10 protein-coding genes are annotated in these 12,779 nt (G+C 39.1%); 9 read left to right on the forward strand and 1 reads right to left on the reverse strand.

The window, feature by feature from the left end; translation table 11 throughout:
- The first annotated feature begins 21 nt into the window (after positions 1-21).
- Both ABLB98_RS04225 and ABLB98_RS04230 read left to right on the forward strand, forming a co-directional pair.
- Positions 22-1,089: a ferredoxin reductase gene (locus ABLB98_RS04225; protein ID WP_348882909.1), complete on the forward strand. Its 1,068-nt coding sequence runs from the start codon at positions 22-24 to the stop codon at positions 1,087-1,089.
- 14 nt (positions 1,090-1,103) lie between these two features.
- Positions 1,104-2,198 carry an acyl-CoA desaturase gene (locus ABLB98_RS04230; protein WP_348882908.1) on the forward strand — a complete coding sequence of 365 codons (1,095 nt, stop codon included), beginning with the start codon at positions 1,104-1,106 and terminating at the stop codon, positions 2,196-2,198.
- A gap of 36 nt (positions 2,199-2,234) precedes the next feature.
- Here the strand turns inward: ABLB98_RS04230 and ABLB98_RS04235 are convergent, their stop codons facing one another.
- The gene (locus ABLB98_RS04235) at positions 2,235-2,936 is read right to left on the reverse strand and encodes an SIMPL domain-containing protein (RefSeq protein WP_046739721.1); all 702 of its coding nucleotides are present in this window, start codon (positions 2,934-2,936) and stop codon (positions 2,235-2,237) included.
- A 466-nt stretch (positions 2,937-3,402) separates the two neighbouring features.
- Between ABLB98_RS04235 and ABLB98_RS04240 the strand changes: the two genes are divergently transcribed.
- The 7 genes from ABLB98_RS04240 (at position 3,403) to sohB (ending at position 12,769) form a co-directional block, all read left to right on the forward strand.
- Positions 3,403-4,773, forward strand: a complete 1,371-nt coding sequence (locus ABLB98_RS04240) for a diaminobutyrate--2-oxoglutarate transaminase (protein WP_004755817.1) — start codon at positions 3,403-3,405, stop codon at positions 4,771-4,773.
- A 3-nt stretch (positions 4,774-4,776) separates the two neighbouring features.
- Positions 4,777-6,309 (forward strand): aspartate aminotransferase family protein, encoded by a 1,533-nt coding sequence (locus ABLB98_RS04245; RefSeq protein ID WP_249570271.1) that lies wholly within the window; start codon positions 4,777-4,779, stop codon positions 6,307-6,309.
- A gap of 523 nt (positions 6,310-6,832) precedes the next feature.
- On the forward strand, positions 6,833-7,864 hold the full coding sequence (locus tag ABLB98_RS04250) for a substrate-binding domain-containing protein (protein ID WP_005157915.1): 1,032 nt from the start codon (positions 6,833-6,835) through the stop codon (positions 7,862-7,864).
- Between the two features lie 99 nt (positions 7,865-7,963).
- Positions 7,964-9,343: a phosphate ABC transporter permease subunit PstC gene (gene pstC / locus ABLB98_RS04255; RefSeq protein ID WP_087546644.1), complete on the forward strand. Its 1,380-nt coding sequence runs from the start codon at positions 7,964-7,966 to the stop codon at positions 9,341-9,343.
- Complete coding sequence (pstA, locus tag ABLB98_RS04260; protein ID WP_249570374.1) at positions 9,334-10,731, forward strand: phosphate ABC transporter permease PstA; 1,398 nt, start codon at positions 9,334-9,336, stop codon at positions 10,729-10,731. The genes pstC and pstA overlap by 10 nt, the downstream gene beginning before the upstream one ends.
- A gap of 14 nt (positions 10,732-10,745) precedes the next feature.
- Positions 10,746-11,660, forward strand: a complete 915-nt coding sequence (pstB, locus tag ABLB98_RS04265; RefSeq protein WP_348882906.1) for a phosphate ABC transporter ATP-binding protein PstB — start codon at positions 10,746-10,748, stop codon at positions 11,658-11,660.
- 146 nt (positions 11,661-11,806) lie between these two features.
- Complete coding sequence (gene sohB / locus ABLB98_RS04270; protein WP_348882905.1) at positions 11,807-12,769, forward strand: protease SohB; 963 nt, start codon at positions 11,807-11,809, stop codon at positions 12,767-12,769.
- Positions 12,770-12,779 lie beyond the last annotated feature (10 nt).

Genomic DNA, 12,779 nt, shown 5'->3' on the forward strand with positions numbered 1-12,779 from the left:
AAATGATCAGAGTTCCCGCTCATGCAAGCAGTCGAAAAGAGAATTTCTCTATTCAATTCAATAGCCCAAAGCGTAATTACGAACCATGATGCCAATTTTTGGCTACAAAAAATCAATCCACTGTGGTCTTTGAATCAATCACTCGCTAAAGTTGTAAAAAAACAAACGGTAGCTAAAGATACGGTAAGTCTTATTCTGCAATGCAATCGTCATGTACAACGCGGCGCAGCAGGACAACATCATCCTGTCACCGTTGAAATAGCAGGGCGTCATTACGAACGCACGTATAGCTTGATGCAATTAGATGCAGATCATCTCTGTTTAACTGTCAAAAAAGTTGATCAAGGTTTGGTGAGTTCATGGTTGGTTGAGCAATCTAAAGTAGGGGATATTGTCTATTTAGGGCAACCTTATGGCGATATGCAGCAGCATATTCAAACTCCTAACTTGTTATTACTTGCAGCAGGTAGCGGCATTACGCCGATGCTGAGCCTGATCGAAAGTTTGAGTCAAACCAAACAGTTTTCGACGACATCTGTACAATTGATGTATTGGGTGAAAACTCAGGCCGATGCAGCCTATGCTGAATATTTAAAAGAAACAGCGGAAAACTTTCCTCATTTCAGTTATCAAATTTTTTATACCCAAGAACAAGATCAACGCTTGAACCAGAGTTATGTTGATCAAATTTCAGCTTTAAATGAAACCACTGTATATGCCTGTGGTCCATCGGGTTTTGTAAGTACAGCAGAAAAATTATTTTCTTGTGCTGCTTTGCTTCAAACCGAAGCTTTTAGTTTAAGCCAATTTGATGTGGATGCTTCGGAAACTGGTTTTATAAATGTGAGATTGACTCAATCCAACAAAACAGTTGCGATACCTAAAGGGCAATCCATTCTTTCTAGTTTGGAACATCAAGGGATTAAACCTAATCATGGTTGCCGTATGGGTATTTGTAATAAATGCGCCTGCACTAAAGCGCAAGGCTCAACGAAGAATTTGTTGAATGGTTCAGCGAATCATGAACCAGCTCAACTATTAAAAATTTGTGTAAATTTCGCTCAGTCTGATCTAGTGATTGATCTATAAATGAGAAATTAATTATGAATATGCCTGTTAAAATTGAATATTTTAAAAATCCAAAAAATCGTGATTTAACTGCTTCAGAATTAGATGCTTTTGCTCGAGAATTAGATCAGATCAAGCAAGAAGTATTAGATGACTTAGGCGAAAAAGATGCGAAGTATATTCGCCGTGTTTATTCTTCAATCCGTTATAGCAGCTTACTCGGACGAGCTTTGTTATTTGCAGGATGGTTTCCACCAGCATGGTTATTAGGAACGGGGCTATTGGGTTTTGCCAAAATTATGGAAAACATGGAGTTAGGTCATAATGTGATGCATGGACAATATGACTGGATGAATGATCCAAAATTTAACGGTCAGACTTACGAATGGGATACCGTTGGAACCTCAGATAATTGGCGTCAAACACATAATTACAAACATCACACTTATACCAATGTGAAAGGTATGGATGATGATGTGGGTTATGGTGTATTTCGCTTATTTCCAGAACAACGCTGGACAAAGTTTACTTTAATTCAACCGATTTATATTGTGCCATTCAGCTTATTATTCCAGTGGGGAGTTGCGATTCAAAATCTTGAACTCGGCAAAGTGATTTATAAGCGTAAATCAATGACGCAATTTAAACGAGAATGGCAACCAGCGCAGAAAAAAATAGCGAAGCAACTTTTTAAAGATTATGTGTTTTTCCCATTGATTGCAGGACCTTCAGCGATCCCAGTTTTTACTGGAAATTTAGTTGCTAATGGGATTCGTAATATTTGGACTTTTAGTATTATTTTTTGTGGTCATTTTACTAAAGATGCTGAGGTCTTCCCAAAAACTGTTTTACAGAATGAAAGTCGCGGTCATTGGTACATGCGTCAAATTCGTGGTTCTTCTAATTTAAAAGGTTCAGAACCATTTCATATTTTGACAGGACATTTGAGCCATCAAATTGAACATCACTTATACCCAGATATTCCCGCTCGCCGCTATCGTCAAATTGCACCTAAAGTGGAAGCTGTATGTGAGAAATATGGTTTAAATTACAATAATGCTAGCTTTGTAAAACAATTCGGTGAAGTGGTCGGGCGTATTTTTAAATATGCCTTGCCGTTAAAAAAATAAATGTTAGGAGAGCGTATGCGATACGCTCCTACGATTTTATTTAAACTGAATCGACCCATTGGCGCTAACCGTGATTTTGGATTCACCAGCCGCCATGTCTTGTGCTGGAGCTGCCTCAGCCATCGCAAATTTTGCCATCCCACCACGCATCATTGGTTGAGGGAAATAATTACTTGTATTCAAATTTAAACTGACAAGATTATATTGCGTTTTATTCCAAGCTTGGGTAATCGCTTGTGCGCGTTGCTGAAAGTTTTTAGAAGCTTCAATCATGAGTTCATTTTCAACTTTTTTACGTTGTTCGTCAGATACACTAAAACTAATCGATTGAGTCTGAAAGCTCTGTTGTAGTTCACTAATCAACTGGCTTGCTGCTTTAAAGTCTTTACTTTCAATTTGGATTTCTGCACGCGCACGCCATTCTTTTAACTTATTATTATCATTGTCATAAATAGGGTAAGTGCTTTGAGCACCTGTTTCGACTTTTACTTGTGTGTATTTACGTGAAATAGCTTGCGCTTGATTCATTAATTGATTGATTTGATTCGAAAGCTCTGCGGGTTGCTTATTGCTTCTTTCAATATAAAGCACAGCACGCATTTCATCATTGGCAACTTGGCGTGCTGCATCTGCTTGGATATTCACAATATTATAGTTCAAGTTTTCAGTCTCATGAGCAAAAAGGCTTGGGCTAAGTGCAGCTCCGATCATTAATGTTGCAAGTGCTAAAGTACGCATAAAAAATTCCTTAAAATTTGGTATTAAACATTTATTTTTACAACTTTCATATTAAAAAGAACTGATGTTGAACTTCTGCAGATTTTGTGGTGTCTTTGTAATATATTAACAGTGTTTTGCAACAGAAAAATTAATTAAAAAATATTTAAAATTAAATAATTAGCTTTATGTATTTGACCATTTATCTAAAAAAATTAAGGCTGTTAAAAAAAGCTTACTTTCTTTCGCTTGTCACATAGTATGATGATAATTCATCATAGTTATTGGAATGAAGCATTTTTTCAATACTATTAGATGAATGTCAGGCATAAAAAGAGTTTATTTTATTTCAAAATTAGGTATCATCTCGCTCCTAGTTGAAAAGATATAAAATTTGTGTCTCACTAGATTCTAAAAAGCACCGAGTCAAACGACCGCAAGTCACCAGACTTATTTCTTTTACCCATATCAGAGATGGTAATTCGATATGAGCGTTACTTCCGTAAACCCTGCCGCTAATGCATCCAACGAATATTATTTGACTCGCCAAAGTCAGATGGAATCAAATGTTCGTAGTTATCCACGTAAATTACCGTTAGCGATAGCGAAAGCACAGGGCTGCTGGGTTACAGATGTTGAGGGTACTCAATACCTCGACTGTTTAGCTGGGGCAGGAACATTGGCTTTAGGTCATAATCATCCTGCGGTGATTCAAAGTATTCAAGATACATTGGCAAGTGGCTTGCCTTTGCATACTTTAGACTTAACGACTCCTTTAAAAGATGCTTTTACTGAAGCACTTTTGGCTTACTTGCCAGGCGGTAAAGAAGAATATTGCCTACAATTCTGTGGACCATCTGGTGCAGATGCTACAGAAGCGGCGATTAAACTCGCTAAAACATATACTGGTCGTAGTTCTGTTATCAGTTTTTCAGGTGGATACCACGGTATGACTCATGGTTCATTGTCTATGACAGGTAACTTGAGTGCTAAAAATGCCGTGAATGGTCTTATGCCTGGCGTTCAGTTTATGCCATATCCACATGAGTATCGTTGCCCACTTGGTTTAGGTGGTGAAGCGGGTGTTGATGCTTTGACTTACTTCTTTGAAAATTTCATCGAAGATGTTGAAAGTGGTGTAACGAAACCTGCTGCTGTGATTCTTGAAGCAATTCAAGGAGAAGGCGGTGTCGTAACTGCACCTGTTAAGTGGTTACAAAAAATTCGTGAAGTGACTGAAAAGCACAACATCGTTTTAATTTTGGACGAAGTTCAAGCTGGTTTTGCACGTTCAGGTAAAATGTTTGCCTTTGAACATGCAGGTATCGAGCCTGATGTTGTGGTGATGTCAAAAGCTGTAGGTGGTGGTTTACCATTAGCCGTGCTTGGTATTAAGCGTAAGTTTGATGCTTGGCAGCCAGCAGGTCACACGGGTACTTTCCGTGGCAATCAGTTGGCCATGGGTACAGGTTTAATGGTTCTAAAAACTATTTCTGAACAAAACCTAGCTCAAAATGCGCAAGAGCGTGGTGACTTCTTACAAGCTGAATTCAAAAAGTTAGCTCAAGAATTCCCATGTATCGGTAATGTCCGTGGTCGTGGTTTGATGATCGGCGTTGAAATCGTTGATGAGCGTAAACCAGCTGACCATATGGGTTCACTTCCTGCTGATGCACAATTGGCTGCGGCAATTCAAACCGCGTGTTTCAACAACAAGTTATTGCTTGAGAAAGGTGGTCGTAACGGTACTGTAATTCGTTTACTTTGCCCACTTATCATCAATCAAGACGAATGTGTTGAAGTGGTTGCACGCTTCAAAAAAGCGATTGCTGAAGCATTAAAAGCAGTACGAGGCTAATCCATGGTTGATTTTGCAGAACATCGTAAAGCGTTACTCTGCAATGATGCACAATCCATTGCTGACTATCAGTCAGCAATGGGCGAAGCGGTTAAAGCCGTTTCAGCATGGTTGCAAAATGATAAAATGTACACAGGTGGAAGTATTAAAGATTTGCGTGCAGCAATTTCTTTTCATCCATCAAAAGAAGGTTTAGGTGTACAACAATCATTACAACGTATGGTTGAGCTTTTCCTCAACAAAAGTTTAAAAGTACATCATCCACACTCACTTGCACATTTGCATTGCCCAACGATGGTGATGAGCCAAATTGCGGAAGTGTTAATCAATGCAACGAACCAATCTATGGATTCATGGGATCAAAGCCCAGCGGGTTCATTGATGGAAGTTCAGCTTATTGATTGGTTACGCCAAAAAGTGGGCTATGGCGCAGGTCAAGCAGGTGTATTCACCTCTGGTGGTACACAATCAAACCTGATGGGTGTGTTACTGGCGCGTGACTGGTGCATCTCGAAAAACTGGCAAGATGAAAACGGCAAGCCGTGGTCAGTTCAGCGTGATGGTATTCCAGCAGAAGCAATGAAGAACGTCAAAGTCATCTGTTCTGAAAATGCACATTTCTCTGTGCAAAAGAACATGGCAATGATGGGTATGGGTTTCCAGTCTGTTGTCACTGTTCCTGTGAACGAAAATGCACAGATGGATGTGGATGCGCTAGAAAAAACTATGGCGCATCTTCAGGCTGAAGGCAAAATCGTAGCATGTGTGGTAGCGACAGCAGGTACAACCGATGCGGGTGCGATTGATCCGCTCAAGAAAATCCGTGAAATTACCACCAAGTATGGTTCATGGATGCATATTGATGCGGCTTGGGGTGGTGCACTGATTCTTTCCAATGACCATCGTGCAATGTTAGATGGTATTGAATTATCCGACTCAATCACACTTGATTTCCATAAACATTATTTCCAAAGCATTAGCTGTGGCGCTTTCTTGTTGAAAGACGAAGCAAACTATCGCTTTATGCATTATGAAGCAGAATATTTAAACTCTGCTTATGATGAAGAACATGGTGTACCTAACCTTGTGTCTAAATCATTACAAACGACACGTCGTTTTGATGCATTGAAATTATGGATGACGGTTGAAGCATTAGGCGAAGAGCTTTATGGTTCAATGATTGATCATGGTGTGAAATTAACACGTGAAGTTGCAGATTATATTAAAGCAACAGCGGGTCTTGAATTGTTGGTTGAACCACAATTCGCTTCAGTCCTGTTCCGTGTCGTACCAGAAGCTTATCCTGCTGAATTTATCGATAGCTTAAACCAAAACGTGGCAGATGAATTGTTTGCTCGTGGTGAGGCGAATATTGGTGTAACCAAAGTGGGTAATGTTCAATCATTGAAGATGACCACTTTAAGCCCAGTTGCAACGCTTGAAAACGTTCAAAACTTGCTTGCACTTGTGTTGGCAGAAGCTGATCGTATTAAAGATGCAATTGTCGCAGGAACTTATGTTCCAGCGATTGACTAATCGATTTGCTTTCTAAGAGAAAGGCACATTCATGTGCCTTTTTTATTTTTTAGTCTGTGAGATTGAGCTTGGAAAGATTTAGCTTATCTGAATATACCTTTAATTTAATCTCAAGTAATTTTCGGAATAGCTTAAGATAGACGTGTAAATGGCTATTGGAAACCTGATTTTATTTCATTTAGAACCAAGTCGACGGATTAAAACTAATATTACATAGACATTTGTCATATAGTTTTCATTACTAAGGTCGTCAAATTTGTATTTCTAGTTTGATTTCTTATATGTCGTGTTTTAAGTAAAAAATTATAAATTACAATCATTAAGATAATTTTCTTTTGCTATTTTTATCAAAAAATTCTTTTCTTTATGACTGAAAATTTTCAAATAAAAAATGATCATCATAAAAGCGTCATAAAGTTGTCACTTAATTGTCATATTATCTCCTCAAAATGCAGTTAACTAAAGTACAACACTTGAATTAAAAAGAGTTGTAAATCAAATTGTATAAATGAGAGAAAACAGAATGCGCTTAAATCCACGTCATATCGCAATTGCATTAGCTGTATCTGGAGTAGCCGTAGCAACAACTGCGAATGCAGCTCGTGATACGATTCAAATCGCTGGTTCTTCAACTGTATTGCCATATGCAAGTATTGTTGCTGAAGACTTTGGGAATACCTTCCCGCAATTTAAAGCACCCGTTGTTGGTTCAGGTGGTACTTCAGGTGGTTTAAAGCAATTCTGTCAAGGTGTTGGCGATAATACCATCGATATTGCAAACGCTTCACGTAAAATTAAAGATTCTGAGCTTGCTGCATGTAAAAAAGCAGGCGTAAATCAAGTTCAAGAAATCAAAATTGGTTATGACGGTATTGTATTTGCGTCTAACTCAAGAAAGGGTGCTTATAACTTAGATCCAGTACATGTGTTTACTGCATTGGCTGCACAGCTTCCTTCAGGTGGTAAATTGGTTCCAAACCCATATACACGATGGAACCAAATTGATGATGACTTACCAAATGAACCGATTACTTTAGTTATTCCAGCAACAAACCATGGTACGCGTGAAGTGTTCCAAGAAAAAATGGTTGAAGCGGGTTGTGAATCATTTGCTTATTTCAAAAACTTAGATAAAGAAGCTCAGAAAAAAGCGTGCTCTACATTCCGTAAAGATGGTCGCGTAATCGAAATCGCTGGTGACTATACAGAAACTCTTGCTCGTTTAAAAACTTCTCCTAATGCAGTGGGCGTATTTGGTTTAGGTTTCTATGACCAAAACCGCGATAAATTACGTGTTGCGACAGTAAATGGTGTATTACCTTCTGAGAAAACAGTTTTAAGTGGTCAATACCCAGTATCTCGTGCACTTTACTTCTATGTGAAAGGCGAGCATTTAAAATCAATTAAAGGTTTACCACAATACGTAGAATATTTCTTAAATAAGAAAGCTTCTGGTAAAGGTTCTAAATTAGAAAAAGCTGGCTTGATCAGTATGAGCGATAAAGAACGTGCAAAAGTTCTAGCTGATTTCAAAGCGGGTAAAACAGTTAAGTAATATTGTTAAAAGGGAGGCTGGTGCGACTTAGGTTCATCAGCCTTTTTGTCTAACTAAGTTTTTTCAAATGATGAAAATTGAGAAAACAGTGGAGATTACATGAATCTGCTACTTATCGGTGTGTTATTAGCCCTTGTGGCAATTGCATATCAAATCGGGCTGAGCAAAAGCCGTAACCTAGCAGGTAAGGGAAACAACTCAGCAACTTTGCATTCACGTCCAGGTTATTATGGTGCGTTGGTCGCTTTGTGGTGTGGTGTTCCTGCTTTTTTAATTTTGATCATTTGGAACTTGGTCGAACCAAGTGTCCTTCAACATATTATTTTTAACAATATTCCAGCATCGGTCAGTGCAACTTTAGATGAAGCAAGCCGTGAGGTTTTAATCGATCGTGTTCAAGCGATTGCCTCTGGTTTTGGGGTTACAGATCATCCAGCAGCTTATGAGCTAGCAGCTGCACAACAACTTGCTAAATTTGAAACCATAGGTTCTTTTGCAAAATTGGCAATCGTAATTAGTGCTGGTTTAGCAGGTTTAGTTTGGGCAAAGCGTCATGTGAGTCAGCAATTTCGTGCTCGTAATCAGGTTGAAAAAGCCATTAATGTTGGTTTGATCCTATGTTCTGGTGTAGCGATTCTCACAACGATTGGTATTGTACTGTCAATGTTGAGTGAAGCATTACATTTCTTCCGTTTTGTTAGTCCAGCAGATTTTTTCTTTGGCACAGAATGGAATCCAGGTTTTAGCACGTCAGGTAATGCAGAGGGAAGTTACGGTATCTTGCCATTAATTTGGGGTACTTTAATGGTCAGTGGTATTGCATTATTAGTTGCAGTACCAGTGGGATTGATGATTGCGATTTATCTAGCTGAATATGCATCTCCAAACTTACGCTCTTGGGCAAAGCCAACAATTGAAGTATTAGCGGGTATTCCAACCATCGTTTATGGTGTATTTGCTTTAATGGTCATTGGTCCATTCTTCAAAATGATTGGTGAAATTGTTGGTATTGATATTAATGCAACAAGTGCACTGACTGCGGGTTTTGTCATGGGGATTATGATCATCCCATTTGTTTCATCGCTTTCAGATGACATTATTACTCAAGTTCCTCGCGCGTTACGTGATGGTTCATTGGGTTTAGGTGCAACCAAATCAGAAACGATTCGCCAAGTTGTATTACCAGCAGCATTACCGGGTATTACAGGGGCATTTCTACTTGCAGTGTCTCGTGCTGTAGGTGAAACCATGATTGTGGTACTTGCAGCAGGGAATAGTCCATTATTGCATGCAAATCCATTTGAAGCGGTTTCAACAGTGACCGTAACCATTGTTAAACAGTTAACTGGTGATACAGATTTTGCGAGTCCACAAGCATTGGTGGCATTTGCACTTGGTTTAACTTTGTTTGTGATTACTTTGGGTTTAAACATTATTGCACTATATATCGTGCGCAAATATCGTGAGCAATACGAATGAGTTCAAATACATCTCCTCTGGATCAGAACGTATTTGATCCACAAGTAGCTGCTGAACAACGTAAGCAGCGTAAAGCAATCATTCAAAGCTCTCTAGCAAAGCGTCATCGTAAAGAAAAGGCATTTCGCTTTGCAGGTTTCTCTGCGGTGATGATTGGTCTTGCATTTGTTGCTTTATTGTTCGTTAGCATTTTAGCAAAAGGTTTGCCTTCATTTTGGCAAAGTAGTATGACCGTTCCTGTGTATTTTGATCCTGCAATTATTAATGTAGGAGCAAAGCCAAAGCAGACTGCTGGTGAGACACCTGCTCATTTTGAAGAGCGCTTTGTGGCTTGGCAAACTGAAATGGGCATGGTGGATTGGGATGCACTTATTGTTAATGGTATTGTGGCTAAAGATCCAGCACTTGAGTCACAACGTGATTATTTGAATAGTTTGTACACGAGTTCAGAAGCCTATCGTTTACGTGACATGGTGCTTGAGAATCCAGCATTAATTGGTACTAAAGAAGAGATTAAATTCTTAGCGGACGCCAATGTGGATGTGTGGTTAGCAGGTAATATTGATCGTTCTTTACCAGATGACCAACAGCAGCTTGATCCAGAAGTTCGTCAACTTGCAGATAAACTAAAAGCAAATGGTATTATTGAAAATACATTTAATACGAATTTATTTATCAGTCCAGATTCTCGTAGCTCACCAGCAACAAGTGGTTTAGCGGGCGCGTTTATGGGTTCGTTATTCATGATGTTGATTGTAATCTTGATTTCAATTCCAATCGGGGTTGCAAGTGCGATTTATCTTGAAGAATTTGCACCTAAAAACATCATGACTGACATCATTGAAGTCAATATCAACAATTTGGCTGCTGTACCTTCGATTGTATTTGGTCTACTCGGCGCGGCGATTTTTATTGGTTGGATGCATTTACCATTGTCTGCACCGTTGGTTGGTGGTCTGGTACTCAGTCTCATGACTTTACCAACCGTGATTATTACCACACGTGCTTCATTAAAAGCTGTGCCACCTTCAATTCGTCAGGCAGCGCTTGGCTTAGGTGCATCAAAAGTTCAAACAGTGTTCCATCACGTATTACCATTGGCATTACCGGGTATCATGACAGGATCAATTATTGGTGTTGCACATGCTTTGGGTGAAACCGCACCATTACTATTAATTGGTATGAGTGCTTTCGTTGCGAGTGTTCCAGCTACGCCACTGGATCAGGCAACAGCCTTACCTGTACAAGTTTATTTATGGCAGGGAAATGAGTTACGTAACTTCTTTGAAGGACGTACTGCTGCTGCGATTATTGTGTTACTTGCATTAATGATTGGTTTAAATAGCCTTGCAATTTGGCTTCGTAAGAAATTTGAAGTGCGTTGGTAGTTGAGGAGAGTACAATGAATACGATTGAAATTATGAACGCATTAGAAAAGGATAAGTCAGTGAATCCACAGCAAACAGAATCGAATTCATCTGAAGCACAAGTTCAGCAATCTAATACTGCTTTTGTTTCTCAGTTTGAAACGGCTTCATCAAATAAAAAGCCTAAAAGCAATGAAGTAAAAATCACGACCAAAGATGTTCATGTTTATTATGGTGAAACTGAAGCAATCAAAGGTATTGATATCGATATTTATCAAAATGAAGTGATTGCATTTATTGGACCATCGGGTTGTGGTAAGTCAACATTCCTGCGTACCTTAAACCGTATGAATGACACGATTGACAGTTGTCGTGTGACAGGTAAAGTAACACTCGATAACCAAGATATTTACGATCCAAATCTTGATGTAGTGTTGCTGCGTGCTCAAGTGGGGATGGTATTCCAAAAGCCAAATCCATTCCCGAAATCAATTTTTGATAACGTTGCTTACGGACCAAAACTGCATGGTTTAGCACGTGATAAATATGACTTAGAAGAAATTGTTGAAAACAGCCTACGTAAAGCGGGTTTATGGGATGAAGTGAAAGATCGTCTCAGCCAACCTGGTACTGGTTTATCTGGTGGTCAGCAACAGCGTTTATGTATTGCACGTACCATTGCTGTAAGTCCAGAAGTCATCTTAATGGATGAACCATGTTCAGCACTGGATCCAATTGCGACCGCAAAAATTGAAGAGTTGATTTCAGAACTTTCTGAACAATATACCATTGCGATCGTAACTCACTCGATGCAACAAGCTGCACGTGTATCTGATCGTACTGCATACTTCCACTTGGGTGATTTGATCGAAGTCAATTCAACTGAAAAAGTATTTACACAACCAGATCATCAATTGACTGAAGCTTATATTACGGGTCGTTTTGGTTGATTCTTGCTGAATAAATTAAAGAGCCTTCGGGCTCTTTTTTTATGAGATAGATGAAAATGAATCTATTTTGCAAAATCACTATTGAATTTTTATTCAACAGGCCACATCTTAGTCGAATAAAGCCGAACTTATAGAGCACTTACTTTATGTTATTCCATTTACCTAAATTTCCTGCTGAAATTCGTATTAGTCATTTAAATGCGCGTGTGAATGAACAAAGAAAAAGAATTGCACAAACAACAGCATCTCGTTTGGAATTACTACAACTCGTTCAACAACTTGCTAAAGAAGCAAAAATTCGAAAAAAGAATGATCAAAAAATTTATGTGCTTGACTTTAAAGGTGATGTGCAAGCATCTGCGGTAGATACTATTCGTGAAGAAATTACTTTAATTTTAGCAACTGCAAAAGCAGGGCATGACCGTGTCATTGTACGTTTAGAAAGCCCTGGTGGTATGGTTCATGGTTATGGTCTAGCTGCTGCTCAATTGGTTCGTTTACGTGATGCCGGTTTTAATGTCACGATTTGTGTGGATAAAGTTGCTGCAAGTGGCGGTTATATGATGGCATGTATTGCCAATGAAATTATTTCTGCTCCTTTTGCGGTTGTAGGTTCGATAGGAGTGGTTGCTCAAGTTCCAAACTTCAATCGTTTATTGAAGCAACATAATGTTGATTTCGAGCTGTATACTGCGGGCGAATACAAACGTACTGTGACGATGTTTGGTGAGAATACGCCGGAAGGTAAAGCGAAATTTGAAGAAGAGTTACAACAAACCCATTCTTTATTTAAGCACTTTGTTGAGAAGTATCGTCCACAATTAGATGTTGCTCAGGTTGCAACAGGTGAGCACTGGTACGGTGAAGACGCACGTGAGCTGAACTTGGTTGATAAATTACAGACCTCGGATGAATATTTGTTAAGCCTATTACCAAAACATGATGTGTATGTGATTAATACCCGTAAGCGCCCAACTTTTGGTGAAAAACTAGGTTTGCAGGCGGCACAAATGGCTGAGACTCTGATTCCAACGGTGATGGGTAAAATCGCTGATAGCCTCGCCAAGGCAAACAGCACGTTGGTTCAGATGCGTGACCCTAAGTTTTAATCAATTTGTC

Source organism: Acinetobacter yuyunsongii, assembly GCF_041021915.1.
In the GTDB taxonomy this organism is placed as follows: Bacteria; Pseudomonadota; Gammaproteobacteria; order Pseudomonadales; family Moraxellaceae; genus Acinetobacter.